At 53.1% G+C, this 20,013-nt stretch carries 14 protein-coding genes; 5 read left to right on the forward strand and 9 right to left on the reverse strand.

Annotated features, from left to right (window positions below):
* Positions 1 to 51: 51 nt before the first annotated feature.
* Positions 52 to 1,185: a DUF4431 domain-containing protein gene (locus tag ABVM99_RS18285; RefSeq protein ID WP_020898395.1), complete on the reverse strand. Its 1,134-nt coding sequence runs from the start codon at positions 1,183 to 1,185 to the stop codon at positions 52 to 54.
* A gap of 74 nt (positions 1,186 to 1,259) precedes the next feature.
* Between ABVM99_RS18285 and ABVM99_RS18290 the strand changes: the two genes are divergently transcribed.
* Positions 1,260 to 2,192: a DUF4424 family protein gene (locus ABVM99_RS18290; protein WP_023195296.1), complete on the forward strand. Its 933-nt coding sequence runs from the start codon at positions 1,260 to 1,262 to the stop codon at positions 2,190 to 2,192.
* Between the two features lie 14 nt (positions 2,193 to 2,206).
* On the opposite strand, the gene ABVM99_RS18295 is transcribed toward ABVM99_RS18290, so the two are convergent.
* A complete protein-coding gene (locus tag ABVM99_RS18295) occupies positions 2,207 to 2,548 on the reverse strand; it encodes a hypothetical protein (protein ID WP_031607590.1) in 342 nt (113 codons plus the stop codon).
* Complete coding sequence (locus tag ABVM99_RS18300) at positions 2,549 to 3,571, reverse strand: DUF4431 domain-containing protein (RefSeq protein WP_223195289.1); 1,023 nt, start codon at positions 3,569 to 3,571, stop codon at positions 2,549 to 2,551.
* 138 nt (positions 3,572 to 3,709) lie between these two features.
* Between ABVM99_RS18300 and ABVM99_RS18305 the strand changes: the two genes are divergently transcribed.
* Positions 3,710 to 4,681 (forward strand): DUF4424 family protein, encoded by a 972-nt coding sequence (locus ABVM99_RS18305; protein WP_023195293.1) that lies wholly within the window; start codon positions 3,710 to 3,712, stop codon positions 4,679 to 4,681.
* A 31-nt stretch (positions 4,682 to 4,712) separates the two neighbouring features.
* Here ABVM99_RS18305 and acnB read toward each other — a convergent pair whose 3' ends face one another.
* Positions 4,713 to 7,310: a bifunctional aconitate hydratase 2/2-methylisocitrate dehydratase gene (acnB, locus tag ABVM99_RS18310; RefSeq protein ID WP_393927152.1), complete on the reverse strand. Its 2,598-nt coding sequence runs from the start codon at positions 7,308 to 7,310 to the stop codon at positions 4,713 to 4,715.
* A 388-nt stretch (positions 7,311 to 7,698) separates the two neighbouring features.
* Between acnB and ABVM99_RS18315 the strand changes: the two genes are divergently transcribed.
* Positions 7,699 to 9,324: a DUF3300 domain-containing protein gene (locus ABVM99_RS18315; RefSeq protein WP_023195291.1), complete on the forward strand. Its 1,626-nt coding sequence runs from the start codon at positions 7,699 to 7,701 to the stop codon at positions 9,322 to 9,324.
* Between the two features lie 12 nt (positions 9,325 to 9,336).
* On the forward strand, positions 9,337 to 10,128 hold the full coding sequence (locus ABVM99_RS18320; RefSeq protein WP_000757452.1) for a DUF2950 family protein: 792 nt from the start codon (positions 9,337 to 9,339) through the stop codon (positions 10,126 to 10,128).
* A gap of 37 nt (positions 10,129 to 10,165) precedes the next feature.
* Here the strand turns inward: ABVM99_RS18320 and ABVM99_RS18325 are convergent, their stop codons facing one another.
* From ABVM99_RS18325 to pdhR, 5 genes are all read right to left on the reverse strand, one after another.
* Positions 10,166 to 10,450 carry an outer membrane protein gene (locus ABVM99_RS18325; RefSeq protein ID WP_000765363.1) on the reverse strand — a complete coding sequence of 95 codons (285 nt, stop codon included), beginning with the start codon at positions 10,448 to 10,450 and terminating at the stop codon, positions 10,166 to 10,168.
* 288 nt (positions 10,451 to 10,738) lie between these two features.
* Positions 10,739 to 12,163, reverse strand: a complete 1,425-nt coding sequence (lpdA, locus tag ABVM99_RS18330) for a dihydrolipoyl dehydrogenase (protein ID WP_001537804.1) — start codon at positions 12,161 to 12,163, stop codon at positions 10,739 to 10,741.
* 200 nt (positions 12,164 to 12,363) lie between these two features.
* Positions 12,364 to 14,253 (reverse strand): pyruvate dehydrogenase complex dihydrolipoyllysine-residue acetyltransferase, encoded by a 1,890-nt coding sequence (gene aceF, locus ABVM99_RS18335; RefSeq protein ID WP_023195290.1) that lies wholly within the window; start codon positions 14,251 to 14,253, stop codon positions 12,364 to 12,366.
* 14 nt (positions 14,254 to 14,267) lie between these two features.
* Positions 14,268 to 16,931 carry a pyruvate dehydrogenase (acetyl-transferring), homodimeric type gene (gene aceE, locus ABVM99_RS18340; protein ID WP_023195289.1) on the reverse strand — a complete coding sequence of 888 codons (2,664 nt, stop codon included), beginning with the start codon at positions 16,929 to 16,931 and terminating at the stop codon, positions 14,268 to 14,270.
* Between the two features lie 306 nt (positions 16,932 to 17,237).
* The gene (pdhR, locus tag ABVM99_RS18345; RefSeq protein ID WP_000331771.1) at positions 17,238 to 18,002 is read right to left on the reverse strand and encodes a pyruvate dehydrogenase complex transcriptional repressor PdhR; all 765 of its coding nucleotides are present in this window, start codon (positions 18,000 to 18,002) and stop codon (positions 17,238 to 17,240) included.
* 562 nt (positions 18,003 to 18,564) lie between these two features.
* Between pdhR and aroP the strand changes: the two genes are divergently transcribed.
* Entirely contained in the window at positions 18,565 to 19,938 is a 1,374-nt protein-coding gene (aroP, locus tag ABVM99_RS18350) for an aromatic amino acid transporter AroP (RefSeq protein ID WP_000969487.1), read from the forward strand.
* Positions 19,939 to 20,013: the final 75 nt, after the last annotated feature.

The following is a 20,013-nucleotide window of genomic DNA, read 5'->3' on the forward strand; positions in this document are numbered from 1 at the left end:
CTTTTATTATGCGCCGGAATAACGCAGTCATTAAAAATGGGGAGTCTCACATCACCAGCCCGGCCCCTCCATCACGGGCATGAGTTTCACAATATTCTCCAGTACCAGTGGCGTGTGGTGATCTGAACTTAATGCCAGTAAAACATCACCTGTGACAACAATTTCTTGGTTTAACAAATCGTCGCCGTACTGTACTTTAACTCTTTCTATGATCTCATCGCTCAACAAGAGTTGCACTTGCCCATTCCAGTCGGCTGTCTGCATGTCGGCATCCTGGACGCAGGTTAACGGTTCTTCGAGTTTAACCACCCAATAACGCTGCGCGCCGCTTTTTTGCTCTGCCAGTATTCCGCGCAATGACACGGTATCGCCTTCCCGCACGCAACGCTGTTGCCGTTTTTTCGCCATTTCTTCAACCGTTTTGACTGGCAAAATGTCGGTGCTGTGGTTACACCAGGCCAGTGAGCTTTGGCGACTAATGCCCTGAAATTGAGGAACGGGCAACCACCATGTATTATTAGCGTCTTTCTGCAATACCACATCCAGCTTTTTACTATCCTGACTATACCAGTCAGCATCGGCATTGGCAGGTTCGCCACAAAAATAGGCATATTTTTGCGCCGCGCATAGCTGCGTCACCACGAAGGATGGCACAGGCGTATTATTCAGCGTTGTTTTACGATTAAGATCGCCAACGTAGTTTTCACGTACCGCGTCAAGCAGTTGCGTGCGCAACGGATCGCCTTTTTCTACCGGCAGGCAAGCTGCGATGCGCCCGTACTGTTTCACCAGCGCGCGTAATTCCTGTGACTTCAGGTCAACATTCCCGGCAAAGTGGCACTTTGCTTGCTCCGGCGCGCTAAACTCTTCATCCAGGTAAACCGTACTCACCCACCCTTCGGTACCGCTGTCCAGCAGAATACGATCGAAGAGATAATATTTATCATCTTCATCTTTAATATACTGACCGTCAGTATCTTTTAGCAGGCCGCAAAAATAGGCCAGTTCGCGCGTCTCGTTGATTTCAATCCGCTTGATATCGAAGCGGGCGTTTAATAGCCCAACCTCCTCGCGTAGCGTTAATGCAATAGCGCCGCGTGGATTTTCATCAGGCTTCAGCGGGAACATATCTGATGCATATAAATTGCAACAAATCATCATCAACACCAATAAAAAATAACGCATGAACGTGACCGTCGAAAAATTGCATTGAGGGTGCCATAATAGCGCTTTGCGTTATTATCAGTAATCATTTGCTCATGAAAAAGATCGCGTTCGGTTTCCCGTTATTGCTGGCAGTATTGCCTCATCCGGCGCAAGCCAATGAGGCCGTGGCGAATAGTTCATTGCATTTACTGGCACAGAGCGATATTCAACTGGCGAAAGAGCGTCTGTTAATTGAACGCGATCGGATTAATGCCGATTATTTGTTTGTGAATCCGACCGCGCAGGATATTATCGTTCCTGTCGTTTTCCCCATGCCGCCGCTGTCATTTAGCGACGTTAACGAAGTTGGCGAAGATTACATCCCCGGCATCCGCAACATTAAAATCCGCGTCGATGGTCAGATCGTGACCCCGCAACCACGCTGGACCGTAGTACTGAATGCTCCGCAGGAAGAGATCACCGATAAACTTCAGCAGGCTGGCTGGACGGTGGAGCAACTGATCGCCGCGCTAAGCGACGGTGAATTTTCGCCTCCGCCGGATCTCCCGGCGCTGCCGCCGGAATGGTTTAAGGATAATCAGCCGCAGTTTACTATCCAGCGCAACTTCATCTGGCAGCAGACCTTTCCGGCGGGGAAAGCGGTGACTATCCACCAGGTTTATACCCCGAGCGTGTCACTCAGCGCGCTAATGTCAACGGATGAACTGGACAATGACAACACCTGCCCGACGGCGGAAAACCGCCAGCAAATACAGCAGGCGCTGGATCAGTTAATGACGACGCAAGGCCCGGCAGGCGCTTTGGGGCAAAACCGGATGGATGTGGTGCTAACCGGTGATCCCGCGTGGAAAGAGGGAGACATCGGCGAGTTTACGCTGCGCCTTCACGGCGATGCGATAACCACCTGCTTTCAGCCGCCGCTGACGCGGGTTAACGCCACTACGCTGGAATTTAAGCAGAAAAATTTCCGGCCTGCGGAAAATCTGGCAGTGTCGTTTTATTCTTTATCGTCCATGTACGAATGATGGCATAAAACGCTTTACTCACTTAAATCCACGAGCGCATGAAGCGTCTTATAATTAAAAATCCACCAGGTAGAAAGAATTTCACCCTGCTGGTAAAATTTATAATCACTCTCGCTATTTGGCGACTTCAGTTTTATGACATCCCCCATCTGTTTCCAACGGGCATAAGGCGCCTTGTTATTCATTGATTTGAGATTCTGCACCATCGGTTCGCAGCGCGCGCACATTTTTGCGTTACCGTCATCGTAAAATGCCATCATCCCACCGTTAGTAACGTGTAAATACTGTAATTTAGCCGCCGCATCAGCGTTGCCGCATAGCATCAATAGCATTCCTATAACCCATAACTTTCTCATTCACTTTATTTCCGTTAAGCGAAAAATATTATCCAGTAACAGCGGCGTATGATGCGAGGTGCTCAGCGCCAGAAAAATATCGCCGCCGACGCTGACTTTTTTACCGACCAAATTGTTGAGCGATTCCCGCTCTTGTGGGGTTAGCACCAGTTGCATCGTCTGGTTCCAGCCAGGCTGCTGCTTATTGGCATCGCGCACGCAGGCAAGGGGGTTATCCGGGGTCAGGGTCCAGTAAGCGGACTCGCCGTCCCCCTGCTGGCGAAGCGTACCGGTGAGGTTAACGGTGTCTCCCTCCACCCTGCACGCCTGCGCCAGTTGCGCTAAATCGGTTTCTCGCAGCGTGCCATCGCTATAGTACCCGCAGCTCACTTTAGATTGTTGTGTCAGCAGGTTGTTTTCCGGCTGCGGGCGCCACACGCCATCCGGGGATTTTTTCAACACGACGCGAAGCCGATTATTGGCGTCATCATGGATAAAAAAACTCGTTTTATCTCCCGTCGCCTTACCCAAAAAGTAAGCATAATCTTCCGTGGCGCAAAGGTCTTCGACGATAAATTTTACCGTCGGCAGCGGGCCGTTAAGGGTTAAGCTATTGCTGTCGCCAATATAACTGGCGCGCAGGCCGTTCAGAATATCGCTTCGCAGCGGGTCGCTGGCTTTTACCGGCTGGCAAATATTTTTGCGCCCTTGCGCGGCGACCTGCTCACGTAAGAGTGCAGACGTTAACGGTACGTTTTTACCATAATGGCAGTGAACATCCTGCGGCGAAGCAATGGTTTTATCAAAGCGCACAACGCTGCCCCAACTCCAGCGATAACCTATCGCCATCACGCGGTCATAAAGATGATATTGATTTTGCCCATCCGTCAGAAAATTATCGTTTTTGTCTTTTATTAAGCCACAAACGTAAGCAATGCTACTGTTTGCTTCAATCCGCCGCAGGTTAAACAGCCCATCCTCAAGCCCTTCTTCATCGCGCAGCGACAGGGCAATATATTTGCGCCAGGTATCACCTTGTGGCAATGGCCTTATTTCTTCGGCAAATGTATTTTGGCAAATTATTAATAATAAAAATAAATAATACCGCATTTTTCTTCCCTCGAAAAACGGCACTCGCCGGATTATGATAATGATTATGTTTCGGACATGGAATGCACCGGTATGACATATTTTAAATGGCTGAGCGTACTCCTGTGTTTTATTACCAGTTACCATGCTTATGCAAACGACTCGGCGGTCGGGGAAACCAATGGTTCCATTGAATTTCTACAACAAAATGAGATCAGCATGGCGAAAGAGCGATTGTTGATTGCCAGCGATCGTATCAATGTCGATTATGTATTTATTAATCATTCGGCGCAGGATATTACCGTTCTGGTAGCCTTTCCGATGCCGGCTATTTCCCAACGATATATGGGAGATCGCACAGAAGGTATTGCCAACTTTAAGATCAGCGTGGACGGTAAACCGGTTAAAAGCGAGTCCCGCTGGCGAGTCATCCATGACTTAGGCGGTAAAGGTGAAGAAGACATTACGGCGAAACTACTGCAAACCGGCTGGACGATCCCACAGCTACGCCATGTCCTCAATCGCGAGGGCAAAGCCTCTATTGAAGAAGGATATAAAGAGGGAAAACAGCAATTACCGTCAGAGTGGTTTGATGACGGCTATCTGAATATTGCCGTTCAACAATATTTTATCTGGCAACAACGTTTTCCGGCGGGCAAGGAGATCGTTATTCACCACTCATACACGCCCAGTAAATCCACCGGCGTGCCTGACAGCCTTGACAGTCTTCTTGGTGATGAGCTCGGCGATCAATGCCTGACCGCCGCCACTCGCAAGGCGTTAAAACAGCTGGATGCAGGAATAAAATATAAAAACGAAGACGGTAGCGCGAATATCGGCTGGGGCTATCTGGGCTATATTCTGAAAACTGGCGCTAACTGGAAAGAGGGTGTCATTGGCGACTTTACCTTGCGCATTCATAAGAAGGATGAGACTGAAGTGGTTGTCCCCTGCTTTAATTACCCGCTAAAACAAATTGATCCGTTAACCCTGGAGTTTAAACAAAAAAACTTCAAGCCCGATGAAAACCTGGATATCCATTTTTATTACGATTCTTCGCTGTAAAAACTGGCCCGGAAATCCGGGCCAGTCACTTTTACACCGCAGTCTGGAAAATCACGCCATCTGCTTTCTCGGTGTACTGAGAAAGCTGGTCGAAGTTCAGATAACGGTAGGTATCTACCGCTGTTTTATCCACCTGCGCCACGTAGGTCTGGTACTCTTCCGGCGTTGGCAGTTTGCCGATCAGCGCCGCAACGGCCGCCAGCTCCGCAGAGGCCAGGAAAACGTTCGCACCGGTACCTAAACGGTTCGGGAAGTTACGGGTTGAAGTCGAGACGACCGTCGCACCGTCAGCCACACGCGCCTGGTTACCCATGCACAGGGAACAACCCGGGATTTCGATACGCGCGCCGCTCTTACCGAACACGCTGTAGTAACCTTCTTCGGTCAGCTGCGCGGCGTCCATACGGGTTGGCGGCGCCACCCACAGGCGGGTCGGCAGCTGGCCTTTGTGCGCATCCAGCAGCTTACCAGCGGCGCGGAAGTGGCCGATGTTGGTCATGCAGGAGCCGATGAACACTTCGTCGATCTTCTCGCCCTGCACATCAGACAGCAGACGCGCGTCGTCCGGATCGTTCGGCGCACACAGGATTGGCTCTTTGATATCCGCCAGATCGATGTCGATCACCGCCGCGTACTCTGCGTCAGCATCGGCTTCCAGCAGCTGCGGGTCCGCCAGCCATTTTTCCATGCCCTGGATACGACGTTCCAGCGTACGGCGGTCGCCGTAGCCTTCGGCGATCATCCACTTCAGCAGGACGATGTTGGAGGTCAGGTATTCAACAATCGGCTCTTTGTTCAGCTTGATGGTACAACCGGCAGCGGAACGCTCGGCAGAAGCATCGGTCAGCTCAAACGCCTGCTCCACTTTCAGATCCGGCAGACCTTCAATTTCCAGGATGCGGCCAGAGAAGATGTTTTTCTTGCCTTTCTTCTCAACGGTCAGCAGGCCCTGTTTGATGGCGTACAGCGGAATGGCGTGGACCAGATCGCGCAGGGTGATGCCCGGCTGCATTTTGCCTTTGAAACGCACCAGCACGGATTCCGGCATATCCAGCGGCATCACGCCGGTCGCGGCGGCAAACGCCACCAGACCAGAACCCGCCGGGAAAGAGATACCAATCGGGAAACGGGTATGGGAGTCACCGCCGGTACCGACGGTATCCGGCAGCAGCATACGGTTCAGCCAGGAGTGGATCACGCCGTCGCCCGGACGCAGGGAGACACCGCCACGGTTCATAATGAAGTCTGGCAGCGTGTGGTGCGTGGTGACGTCAACCGGCTTCGGATAGGCTGCGGTGTGACAGAACGACTGCATGACCAGATCGGCGGAGAATCCCAGACAGGCCAGGTCTTTCAGCTCATCGCGGGTCATCGGGCCAGTAGTATCCTGAGAACCGACGGAGGTCATTTTCGGTTCGCAGTACGCGCCCGGACGGATACCTTTCACGCCGCAGGCGCGACCGACCATTTTCTGCGCCAGCGAGAAGCCACGGCTGCTTTCCGCCACGTCTTTTGCCTGACGGAAAACGTCTGAGTGCGGCAGCCCCAGCGCTTCACGCGCTTTGGTGGTCAGGCCACGGCCGATAATCAGCGGAATACGACCACCGGCACGCACTTCGTCGATCAGCACGTCGGTTTTCAGTTCGAAGGTTGCCAGTAGCTCGCCGGTTTCATGATTGCGCACTTCGCCTTTGTACGGGTAGACGTCAATCACATCGCCCATATTCAGGTTAGAAACGTCAACTTCGATTGGCAGTGCGCCCGCATCTTCCATAGTGTTAAAGAAGATAGGCGCAATTTTGCCACCGAGGCACAGGCCGCCGCCGCGCTTGTTCGGCACGTTCGGGATGTCATCGCCCATGAACCACAGCACGGAGTTGGTCGCGGATTTACGGGAAGAACCGGTGCCCACCACGTCGCCCACGTAGGCCAGCGGGTAGCCTTTTTTCTGCAATGCTTCGATTTGTTTGATGGGGCCGACAACGCCTGGCTGATCCGGCTCAATGCCTTCACGGGCGTTTTTCAGCATCGCCTGCGCATGTAACGGGATATCCGGTCTCGACCACGCATCCGGCGCCGGAGAGAGATCGTCGGTATTCGTTTCGCCGGTCACTTTGAAAACGGTGACGGTGATTTTTTCCGCCAGCGGCGGACGGCTCAGGAACCATTCGGCGTCGGCCCAGGATTGCATCACCTGTTTGGCGTATTCATTGCCCGCTTTGGCTTTCTCTTCTACGTCGTAGAAGTTATCGAACATCAGCAGGGTGTGGGACAGTGCTTTGGCCGCAATCGGCGCCAGTTTCGCATCGTCCAGCGCATCAATCAGCGGATGAATGTTGTAACCACCCTGCATGGTGCCCAGCAGTTCAATGGCTTTTTCTGGGGAGACCAGCGGAGAGGTGGTGTCGCCTTTCGCGACAGCAGCGAGAAAACCGGCTTTAACATAAGCGGCTTCATCTACGCCAGGAGGAACGCGGTTGATCAACAGGTCTAACAGGAATTCTTCTTCGCCCACAGGCGGGGTCTTCAGCAGCTCGACAAGCGCAGCCATTTGGTTTGCGTCTAAAGGTTTTGGCACAATCCCCTGGGCAGCACGCTCAGCTACGTGCTTACGGTATTCTTCTAGCACGACGATATCTCCTCGCTCTCATTGTCATAATGCGGCGCTTTTGTTGATGGGCGATTCTCTTCACGCTCCTGTGAGACAGTAGTTAGTAGGGTAAATGCCCGGTACCGCATAAGGCACAATAACAGGATTTTCTTTAAGTGTTAATCTGTTTACAAAAAAGCAACATAAAAAAGTGGCTGAATCGTTAAGGATGGTCTAATGCTCTACTGAGACGGGAGCTGCAGCCATAAATGCTTACCTCATTTCGTGCTTTGATCGTCACGTAACGTTATCGATCCCAACATTAGCTAAAAATTAAACTATCGTCCCTTTATACTCACGCGAAACTGCACCCCGTCGGCGGCAGGCATAATGACCATAGCGATTCTCTGGAATCGGGAGAGATAAAATGACGTTGCCCTTTAAACCCCATCTCATTGCCCTTGTGTGCAGTGCCGGGTTATTTGCCGCTTCGGGCGTACTGTATGTTAAAAGCCGCGCTCCCGAAGCGCCCGCGCAGGCGGCAGCTCCCGCCCCTGAGCAAACGCAGACCGCTGTGCCCGCGCCTGTCGCGAAAACGACCTTTACCACTGCGCAAATCGATCAATGGGTCGCGCCTGTCGCGCTTTATCCCGATGCCCTGCTTTCGCAGGTGCTCATGGCCTCCACCTACCCGGCGAACGTGGTTCAGGCCGTCCAGTGGTCGCGAGATAACCCCACGCTGCAGGGCGATGCCGCTATTCAGGCGGTGGCCAGCCAACCGTGGGATCCCAGCGTCAAATCGCTGGTCGCCTTTCCCCAGTTGATGGCGCTTATGGGCGAGAATCCGCAATGGGTGCAAAACCTGGGCGATGCGTTCTTAGCCCAGCCACAGGATGTGATGGATGCGGTGCAAAGGCTGCGTCTGCTCGCTCAACAAACCGGTTCGCTAAAATCAACGCCGCAGCAAACCGTCACCAGCGTGCCGAAGCCCAGCGCTTCTACCGCCGTCACGACAACAACCACCACCACATCCGCCAGTACGCCAGCGACACCGTCGACCGTCATCAAAATTGAACCCGCGAATCCGCAGGTGGTGTACGTGCCGAACTATAACCCCGCGACGGTGTATGGCGCCTGGCCCAATACCGCTTATCCGCCGGTGTATTTACCGCCCCCTCCGGGGCAGCAGTTTGCCGACAGTTTTGTTAAAGGTTTTGGTTATAGTCTGGGCGTCGCCACCACCTATGCGTTGTTCAGCAGCATAGACTGGGATGACGACGATCATCACCACCATGACGACGACCATCATGATGATGATTACCATCATGGTGGTAACGGTTATCAACATAATGGCGATAATATCAACATCAATGTCAATAATTTCAACCGGATATCCGGGCAAAACCTGCCGGGCCAAACGATGGGCTGGCAGCATAATCCCGCCTGGCGCAATGGCGTCCCCTATCCGAATAATACCGTTGCGCAACGATTCCATCCCACCAATGTTAGCGGCGGGTTAAGCGCAACGCAGCAAGCGCCAGTGTCTCGCGACAGTCAGCGCCAGGCGGCCATGACGCAATTCCAACAGCGCAGCCATACATCACCCGCTAACCTGTCAGGCGAGACATCCCGCGATAGACAGCGCAAAGCGGCATCGCAGCAGTTAAATCAAATTGCCCAGCGTAATAATTACCGTGGCTATGACGGAACACAAAACAGCAGTCGTCGCGAGGCGGCGCAGCAGACACTGAATAAATCCACCACGCAGCAGCATCGTTCCGAGCTGAAGGCTAAAGCCCAGCAGCACCCTGTTTCACAACAGCAGAGAGACACCGCCCGCCAGCGTATTGAATCCTCTACGCCGCAACAGCGTCAGGCATTTCGCCAGAATATGCACGCCAATGTGTTTAGCGGGAACGACAGTCGATCGCCGTCATGGCAATCGCAACAGCTACGCGGCCTGGAAAGCCGTCGCGGCAGTCACTTAAACACCGAGCAACGCGCCGCCGCGCGGGAACATTTTTCTGAACATCATGAATTTCATCGCCGTTAACCGGAGCAGATAATGAAAAAGGTTATGTTAAGCGCTCTGTTACTGTCGTTACCCTTGCTGGGCTACGCGCAGGAACGGTTCCCCTCCCCGGAAGCGGCCGCCAGCGCCTTCGCCGCGGCGGTAGCCGGAAAAAACGAAACGCAGCTTACCGCGCTACTGGGCGATGACTGGCGGCAATTTCTGCCGCCGGAAGGTGCCGATCCCGAGGCCGTGGCCCGCTTCAATCGTGACTGGCGCGAAGGCCATCGCATTGTACAAAAAGACAATACGGCGCACCTGAATGTCGGACGAGAAGACTGGCAGCTCCCGGTGCCCATGGTGAAAGAGACTGGCGGCTGGCGCTTTGATATGGCGGCAGCCGGGAATGAGATCCTCACCCGTACTATTGGGCGAAATGAACTTTCTACCTTACAGGCCATGCATGCTTACGTTGATGCGCAGCAGGATTATTACTTACAAAACCATCGCTGGGCGCACAGGATAATCAGTAGCGAAGGCCAAAAAGATGGCCTGTACTGGCCAACCAAAGCAGGCGACGTCCCCAGTCCGTTAGGCCCAAACTTTAGTCCCGCAGCGCCAGACGAGGGTTACCACGGCTACCATTTCCGTATTATCAGCGATAACGACGGTCACGGCGCGGCGCTTCTGGCCTGGCCGATGCATTACGGCGAAACCGGGGTGATGAGTTTTATGGTCAACCAGGACGATCGTATTTATCAGGCGGATTTAGGCAAGGAGACGGAGAGTAAAGTTCAGGCTATCACGCGTTTTGCGCCAGACGCGCAGTGGCAGGTCGCCGAATAACCCGTAAGCGCCTGGCGTTATCGCCAGGCCATGATCATTAGCCCTGATGCGGCATTAATTCCGGGTGGCCTTGTACCGGCGGCTTGTTGCTGGTCAGCGCGGCTTCATCAGCCTGAATGCTGCCGGAATTAGCCGCCCATACGCCTTCATGCGTGTGGGTGATCTGCTGATGCTGCGCATTCAAATCCTCGCCCATTGCCGCAATATGCGTACTTTCCGTACCGCCGCTGTTAGTCGCCCAGGGGATGACGGGATCGCTGGCAAATGCCATGCCGGAAATCAACGTCGCAGTTAGCGCTGCTGTTGTCAGAAAAAGTTTCATATATCAAACCTCATAATTAGTTCGCTATTATTTTATAGAGTTACTAATTTCAGGGTGATGACAAAGTAAGGAGAGGTATTTCTTATGAAACAATTAGTTGGTCGAAAATGACAAACAAAGGCACTACCGACGGCATAAGCTTTGAAAAACGTACTGCTGCGGAAAAGATAAATTTTGCGGTTTCGTTATCCTTCGCCATCATTTGACACATCTGATTTGCCATGCATAAAAAAAGCGGCTGTAAAGCCGCTTTTTTGTATCGAGTGGCGCATTGCCACCTACAGAAGATTATTTCTTCTTCGCTTTCGGGTTCGGCAGGTCGGTAATACTACCTTCGAACACTTCAGCAGCCAGACCGACGGACTCGTGCAGAGTCGGGTGAGCATGAATGGTCAGCGCGATGTCTTCAGCGTCACAGCCCATTTCGATCGCCAGACCGATTTCACCCAGTAGCTCGCCGCCGTTGGTACCGACAATCGCCCCGCCGATCACGCGGTGAGATTCTTTGTCGAAAATCAGTTTGGTCATACCGTCTGCGCAGTCAGAAGCGATAGCACGGCCAGAAGCTGCCCACGGGAAGGTGGCGGTTTCATAGCTGATGCCTTTTTCTTTCGCTTCTTTCTCGGTCAGGCCAACCCATGCCACTTCTGGCTCGGTGTACGCGATAGACGGGATAACTTTCGGATCGAAGTAGTGTTTCTTCCCGGCGATAACTTCAGCGGCAACGTGGCCTTCGTGAACGCCTTTATGCGCCAGCATCGGCTGACCGACGATATCGCCGATAGCGAAGATGTGCGGCACGTTGGTGCGCAGCTGTTTGTCCACGCGGATAAAGCCACGGTCGTCAACTTCCACGCCTGCTTTGCCCGCGTCGAGGTTTTTACCGTTCGGCACACGACCAATCGCCACCAGCACGGCGTCATAACGCTGCGCTTCAGCCGGGGCTTTTTTGCCTTCCATCGAAACGTAGATACCGTCTTCTTTCGCTTCAACGGCAGTCACTTTGGTTTCCAGCATCAGGTTGAATTTCTTGCTGATGCGCTTGGTGAAGACTTTAACGATGTCTTTATCAGCCGCCGGGATAACCTGGTCGAACATTTCAACCACGTCGATCTCTGAACCCAGCGCGTGGTATACGGTACCCATTTCCAGACCGATGATACCGCCGCCCATGACCAGCATACGCTTCGGTACTTCTTTCAGTTCCAGAGCGTCGGTAGAATCCCATACGCGCGGGTCTTCATGCGGAATAAACGGTAATTGGATCGGACGAGAACCTGCCGCGATGATCGCGTTGTCGAAGTTGATCACGGTTTTGCCGTTTTCGCCTTCAACTTCCAGGGTGTTCGCCCCGGTGAATTTACCCAGACCGTTGACCACTTTCACTTTACGGCCTTTGGCCATACCCGCCAGACCGCCGGTCAGCTGCGTGATCACTTTCTCTTTCCAGGTACGAATCTTGTCGATATCGGTTTTCGGCTCACCGAAGACGATACCGTGTTCAGCCAGCGCTTTGGCTTCTTCGATAACTTTTGCTACGTGCAGCAGCGCTTTAGAAGGGATACAGCCGACGTTCAGACAAACACCGCCAAGGGTGCTGTAGCGTTCTACAATTACGGTTTCCAGACCTAAATCAGCGCAACGGAAAGCGGCAGAATAGCCTGCCGGGCCCGCCCCAAGTACCACGACCTGAGTTTTGATTTCAGTACTCATCATGACCTCTTTATTTGTATCCGGCGGTCCGGGGTACTTGATCGCCCATCATCCACCGGGTCGTTCTATCCGCCCGTATCTTACAAAATTGTTAACAATTTTGAAACAACAAACGGATCACGAATTATCGCTTTCGCTAATAACCTCACAAAATACATGAGATTATCAAAAAAAAGCCGGCCGTCGGGCCGGCTTTTTCATTACATCACCAGACGGCGAATGTCAGACAACATATTGTTGATAATGGTAATGAAACGCGCACCATCAGCACCATCGATCACACGGTGGTCGAAGGAAAGAGAGATAGGCATCATCAGACGCGGCACAAACTCTTTCCCATTCCACACCGGTTCCATCGCCGACTTAGAAACGCCGAGGATAGCCACTTCCGGCGCGTTAACAATCGGCGCGAAGTGGGTAGTTCCCAGGCCGCCGATGCTGGAGATAGTGAAGCAACCACCCTGCATTTCGCCAGCGGTCAGCTTACCATCACGCGCTTTTTTGGAGATGGTGGTCAGTTCACGAGACAGCTCGGTCACGCTCTTCTTATTCACGTCTTTAAAGACCGGAACCACCAGGCCATTCGGGGTATCAACCGCCACGCCGATGTTGATGTATTTCTTCAGGGTCAGACGCTGACCGTCTTCGGACAGCGAGCTGTTGAAGCGCGGCATCTGTTCCAGAGCAGCGGCAACCGCTTTCATGATGAAGACCACTGGCGTGTATTTCACATCCAGTTTACGCTTCTCAGCTTCGGCGTTCTGCTGTTTACGGAACGCTTCCAGATCGGTGATATCGGTTTTGTCGAAGTGCGTAACGTGCGGGATCATCACCCAGTTACGGCTCAGGTTCGCGCCAGAGATTTTCTGGATACGGCCCAGTTCCACTTCTTCAACTTCACCAAACTTGCTGAAGTCCACTTTCGGCCACGGCAGCATACCCGGGATACCGCCGCCCGCAGCAGCCGGCGCAGCTTCCGCGCGTTTGATTGCGTCTTTCACGTACGCCTGAACGTCTTCGCGCAGAATACGGCCTTTACGACCGGTGCCTTTCACTTTCGCCAGGTTGACGCCAAACTCGCGCGCCAGACGGCGAATCAGTGGGGTAGCGTGAACGTAAGCGTCGTTTTCAGCGAACTCAGATTTGCCTTCCGCTTTGGCTGCAGGGGCAGCAGGCTTCTCAGCTTTCGCCGCCGGAGCCGGTGCCGCCGTTTCCTGTTTAGCCGGAGCGGCCGCAGGCGCTGCGCCTTCTACTTCAAAGACCATAATCAGAGAACCGGTTTTCACTTTATCGCCGGTGCTGATTTTGATTTCTTTCACGGTGCCCGCGAACGGCGCAGGCACTTCCATGGAGGCTTTGTCGCCTTCCACGGTGATCAGCGACTGTTCAGCGGCAACTTTATCGCCGACTTTGACCATCACTTCGGTGACTTCAACTTCGTCGCCGCCGATATCCGGTACGTTAACGTCTTTCACGCCCGTCGCTGCTGCTGGAGCAGCCGCAGCCGGAGCGGCTTCCGCTTTCGCTGGTGCTGCGGCAGGCGCTGCGCCCGCCACTTCGAAGACCATAATCAGTGAGCCGGTAGACACTTTATCACCGGTGTTCACTTTGATCTCTTTCACGGTGCCCGCGAACGGCGCCGGCACTTCCATAGAGGCCTTGTCGCCTTCGACGGTGATCAGCGACTGTTCAGCTTCAACGGTGTCGCCCACTTTCACCATCACTTCAGTCACTTCAACTTCGTCACTGCCGATATCCGGAACGTGAACGTCTTTCGCCGCTGCCGCAGCAGGTGCTGCTGCCGGCGCCGCTTCTTTCTTCTCTTCTGCCTTAGCAGGTGCAGCGTCGGCTGCACCGTCGGCGGAATCGAAAATCATGATAAGTGCACCGGTCTCGGTTTTGTCGCCGACAGAGACTTTGATCTCTTTCACGACGCCAGCCTGCGGAGACGGGACTTCCATAGAGGCTTTGTCGCCTTCTACGGTGATCAGCGACTGTTCAGCTTCCACTTTGTCGCCCACTTTGACCAGAATCTCGGTGATTTCAACTTCATCTGTCCCGATGTCCGGTACTTTGATTTCGATAGCCATTATTCTTTTACCTCTTACGCCAGACGCGGGTTAACTTTATCTGCATCGATGTTGAATTTGGTAATCGCATCCGCTACCACTTTCTTGTCGATTTCGCCACGTTTAGCCAGTTCGCCCAGCGCTGCGACAACCACATAAGAAGCATCAACTTCGAAGTGGTGACGCAGGTTCTCACGGCTGTCGGAACGACCGAAGCCATCCGTACCCAGTACGCGATAGTCGTCAGCCGGTACGTAAGTACGAACCTGCTCGGCGAACAGTTTCATATAGTCAGTAGATGCTACAGCCGGAGCGTCGTTCATCACCTGAGCGATGTACGGTACGCGCGGGGTTTCCAGCGGGTGCAGCATGTTCCAGCGCTCGCAATCCTGGCCATCGCGCGCCAGTTCGGTGAAAGAGGTGACGCTATACACGTCAGAACCTACGCCGTAGTCGTTCGCCAGAATCTGCGCTGCTTCACGGACGTGACGCAGGATAGAGCCGGAGCCCAGCAGCTGAACTTTACCTTTGCTACCCTCAACGGTTTCGAGTTTGTAGATACCTTTACGGATACCTTCCTCAGCACCTGCAGGCATTGCCGGCATATGGTAGTTTTCGTTCAGCGTGGTGATGTAGTAGTAAACGTTCTCTTGTTTCTCACCGTACATACGCTCCAGACCATCATGCATGATGACAGCCACTTCGTAAGCGTAAGCCGGGTCGTAAGAGATACAGTTCGGGATAGTCAGCGACTGAATATGGCTGTGACCATCTTCGTGCTGCAGACCTTCGCCGTTCAGCGTAGTACGACCGGAAGTCCCGCCGATCAGGAAGCCGCGAGCCTGCTGGTCGCCAGCCTGCCAGCACAGGTCGCCGATACGCTGGAACCCGAACATGGAGTAGTAGATGTAGAACGGGATCATCGGCAGATCGTTGGTGCTGTAAGAGGTCGCCGCAGCCAGCCAGGATGCGCCTGCGCCCAGCTCGTTGATCCCTTCCTGCAGAATCTGGCCTTTCTCGTCTTCTTTGTAGTAAGCAACCTGCTCACGGTCCTGCGGGGTGTACTGCTGGCCGTTCGGGCTGTAGATACCAATCTGACGGAACAGACCTTCCATACCGAAAGTACGCGCTTCGTCGGCGATGATCGGAACCAGACGATCTTTGATCGACTTGTTCTTCAGCATCACGTTCAGGGCACGCACGAAAGCGATCGTAGTGGAAATCTCTTTACTTTGCTCTTCCAGCAGCGCGCCGAAATCTGAAAGTTGAGGCAGCTCTAACTTCTCGGTGAAGTTCGGCTGACGGCTTGGCAGGTAGCCATGCAGCGCCTGACGGCGTTCATGCAGGTATTTGTGTTCTTCAGAACCTTCCGGGAAGGTAATGTACGGCAGTTTTTCGAGATCAGCATCGGCAACCGGCACGTTGAAACGATCGCGGACGTAACGCACGCCGTCCATGTTCATTTTCTTCACCTGGTGAGCGATGTTTTTGCCTTCCGCGGTGTCGCCCATGCCGTAACCTTTAATGGTATGGGCCAGGATTACGGTCGCTTTGCCTTTGGTTTCCTGCGCTTTTTTCAGTGCCGCGTAGACTTTCTTCGGATCGTGACCACCACGGTTCAGCGCCCAAATCTGCTCATCGGTCCAGTCGGCCACCAGCGCGGCGGTTTCCGGATATTTACCGAAGAAGTGCTCACGCACGTAAGCGCCGTCTTTGGATTTGAAGGTCTGGTAGTCGCCGTCAACGGTTTCGTTCATCAGCTGGATCAGTTTACCGCTGGTGTCTTTACGCAGCAGTTCATCCCAACGACCGCCCCACATGACTTTAATAACGTTCCAGCCAGCACCTGCAAAGATGCCTTCCAGTTCGTTAACAATCTTGCCGTTACCGGTGACCGGGCCGTCAAGACGCTGCAGGTTACAGTTGATAACAAAGACCAGGTTGTCCAGTTTTTCACGGGTGGCGATGGTGATCGCGCCTTTGGATTCCGGCTCATCCATCTCGCCGTCGCCGAGGAAGGCGTAAACGGTCTGTTTAGAGGTATCTTTCAGGCCACGGTGTTCCAGATATTTCAGGAATTTCGCCTGGTAGATAGCACCGATTGGGCCCAGCCCCATAGAGACGGTCGGGAACTGCCAGAATTCCGGCATCAGTTTCGGGTGCGGATAGGAAGAGAGGCCATTGCCGTGAACTTCCTGACGGAAGTTATCCATCTGTTCCTGGGTCAGACGACCTTCCAGGAACGCGCGAGCGTAGATGCCCGGAGAGATGTGGCCCTGGAAGTACACCAGGTCGCCGCCATCCTGTTCGTTGCGCGCACGGAAGAAATGGTTGAAACAGACATCATAGATCGTGGCGGAAGACTGGAAGGACGCCATGTGGCCGCCCAACTCAAGGTCTTTTTTAGACGCGCGCAGCACGGTCATGATGGCGTTCCAGCGGATAGCAGAACGAATGCGACGTTCCAGCTCCAGATTGCCCGGGTATTCCGGTTCGTCTTCAACGGCAATAGTGTTGATGTAATTACTGGCCCCTGCGCCTGCCGCGACTTTCACGCCGCCTTTACGAGCTTCAGAAAGCAGTTGGTCAATCAGATACTGAGCGCGCTCAACACCTTCTTCACGGATGACCGATTCGATCGCCTGTAGCCAGTCGCGAGTTTCGATCGGATCCACGTCATTTGGGAAACGTTCTGACATGGGGGTATTCCTTATCTATCTAATACGTTGAGTTATCTGGAACCTGTCCCATTAAACTTTCGTCAGAAAGCTTAATAAGACAGGTTCTGCGTTTATTGCCTGGCCCATAAGGTGTAATTGTTGCAGCCAGTTTGGTCACGGACAGCGCGGAACAACCGGAACGTACACGTAGTACGTGAGGATTGTGAGCACTGCCCAGGACCAAAATGGCAAATAAAATAGCCTTATGGGCCTGGCATTTAGTTGCCGCGCACATTTTTGCGCTTTATTCACAACATCTTCTGGTTAACGTTCTGCCAGAAAAAACTAATTCTTGCGCTGTTCCAGGCGGCGTAAAGCGCGTTCACGACGGCTCTCCTCACGGCTTCTGTCCAACATAATCTCTTCGATAAACGCCAGATGGCGGTGTGACGCTTCACGCGCTTCTTCTGGTTTTCCGGCCATAATGGCTTCAAATATACGGGTGCGATGCGTACTCACCAGCGGCAGCATCTCCCGACGCGCATACAGCAATTCGAAGTTCTGCCGCACGTTTTGCGCCAGCATCGGCTCCATACACCTTAGCAGATGAAGCAATACCACGTTGTGTGCCGCTTCGGTGACGGCGATTTGATACTGGAGCACGGCTTCGGACTCGGCATCCAGATCGCCGGACTCTTGCGCCAGCTCAATGGCATGGTGCAGCTCGCGAATACGGTCTTTATCTTCGTCGGTGCTGCGCAGCGCCGCGTAATAAGCCGCAATGCCTTCCAGCGCATGGCGCGTTTCGAGCAGGTCAAACTGGGATTCAGGGTGATCGGAGAGCAATTCCACCAGCGGGTCGCTAAAGCTCTGCCACAGGCTGCTCTGCACGAAGGTTCCGCCGCCCTGGCGACGAAGCAACAATCCCTTCGCTTCGAGACGTTGAATCGCCTCGCGCAAGGAGGGACGGGAGACGTCGAACTGTTTTGCCAGTTCACGTTCCGGTGGGAGTTTTTCTCCGGGACGCAATGTTCCCTCAAGGATTAAAAACTCCAGCTGCTGCTCGATCACATCGGAGAGTTTTGGTTGGCGGATTTTGCTGTAGGCCATGATTTCCTGTCTTAAGCCATTTGCCCGGAGTCAATTGGTCTTACCAATTTCATGTCTGTGACGCTAAAGTAACAAAGTATTCACCTTCTGTCCATACAGGTTTTGATTGAAATCAGTAAAGGAGGCACATTTTAACAATTTTACAGAAATCATGTTTCAAAACTGTAACTGTGCACAAATGTTAAATTTACCCACCAGGAGGTAGATTTAACGTATTTGAAACGATAAAAAATCTCATCTGAACCGATTCAACAGCAGATTAAATGCGTTTTTATGCATAAATAATGAATAAAAACAAATTAACATCTGTAAGGGAAAATAAAAGGAGGTATTTACAAGTGCTTTCTTTTTACGCAACTCGTCATCACCCCTGCACAAAGCAGGTGCATTCGCGGCCACATACCATTATTCTGATCAAGACGAAAGAGTTGAAGTGACATTTTAAAAAACGAGCTTGTAAATAAATCAATACAAAAAGCGGAATTGCAAACTTACACACGCACTACTGCATCGTTCAAAATAAGCGCGTTATGAATAAACCGCGCCCGATACACGAGGTTTTATAATGGACAGTCAGCAGCACGGCGAGCAGCTCAAGCGCGGCCTGAAAAACCGCCATATTCAGCTTATCGCATTGGGCGGCGCGATAGGGACAGGCTTGTTCCTGGGAAGCGCCTCCGTTATTCAGTCGGCGGGGCCAGGAATTATCCTGGGCTATGCGATTGCAGGCTTTATTGCCTTTCTGATTATGCGCCAGCTGGGGGAGATGGTGGTTGAAGAACCGGTCGCCGGCTCTTTTAGCCACTTCGCCTATAAATACTGGGGCGGCTTTGCCGGATTCGCTTCCGGCTGGAACTACTGGGTGCTGTACGTATTAGTTGCCATGGCGGAACTGACCGCAGTGGGTAAATATATCCAGTTCTGGTATCCGGAGATCCCCACCTGGGCTTCTGCGGCAGCCTTCTTTGTGATTATCAACGCCATCAACCTGACCAACGTTAAAGTGTTCGGTGAGATGGAGTTTTGGTTCGCCATTATTAAAGTGATCGCCGTCATCGCTATGATTCTGTTCGGCGCGTGGTTACTCTTCAGCGATACCGCTGGTCCGCAGGCCACCGTGCGCAACCTGTGGGAACAGGGCGGCTTTCTGCCGCATGGCTGGACCGGGCTGGTGATGATGATGGCCATTATTATGTTTTCTTTCGGCGGACTGGAGCTGGTAGGGATCACCGCCGCTGAAGCCGATAACCCGGAACAGAGCATTCCCAAAGCTACCAATCAGGTTATCTATCGCATCCTGATTTTTTATATCGGCTCGCTGGCGGTTCTGCTTTCGCTGCTGCCATGGACGCGCGTCACCGCCGATACCAGCCCGTTTGTTCTTATCTTCCATGAGCTGGGCGATACGTTTGTCGCCAATGCGCTGAATATCGTGGTTCTCACCGCCGCGCTATCGGTTTATAACAGCTGCGTTTACTGCAACAGCCGTATGCTGTTCGGTCTGGCCCAGCAGGGAAATGCGCCGAAAGCGCTGCTGAACGTCGACAAACGCGGCGTGCCGGTGAGCTCCATTTTGGTTTCCGCCGTCGTGACGGCGTTGTGCGTGCTGCTCAACTACCTGGCCCCAGAGTCCGCATTCGGACTGCTGATGGCGCTGGTGGTCTCCGCGCTGGTCATTAACTGGGCGATGATTAGCCTTGCCCATATGATGTTCCGTCGCGCGAAACAGCAGCAGGGCGTGAAAACCCGCTTCCCGGCCCTGTTTTATCCGTTCGGCAACGTTCTCTGCCTGCTGTTTATGGCGGCGGTATTGATCATTATGCTGATGACGCCAGGTATGGCGATCTCCGTGTGGCTGATTCCGGTATGGTTGCTCATCCTGGGCGTCGGCTACCTGTGTAAAGAAAAAACGGCAAAAACGGTGAAAGCCCACTGATCGTGGCGTTACTTTTCTGCCCTCCCCGTCCGGGGAGGGTGTTATCTGCCTCACAGTTTCCCACGTATAACCATT

The organism is Salmonella sp. SJTUF15591 (assembly GCF_043356435.1).
Taxonomy (GTDB): Bacteria; Pseudomonadota; Gammaproteobacteria; order Enterobacterales; family Enterobacteriaceae; genus Salmonella; species Salmonella enterica.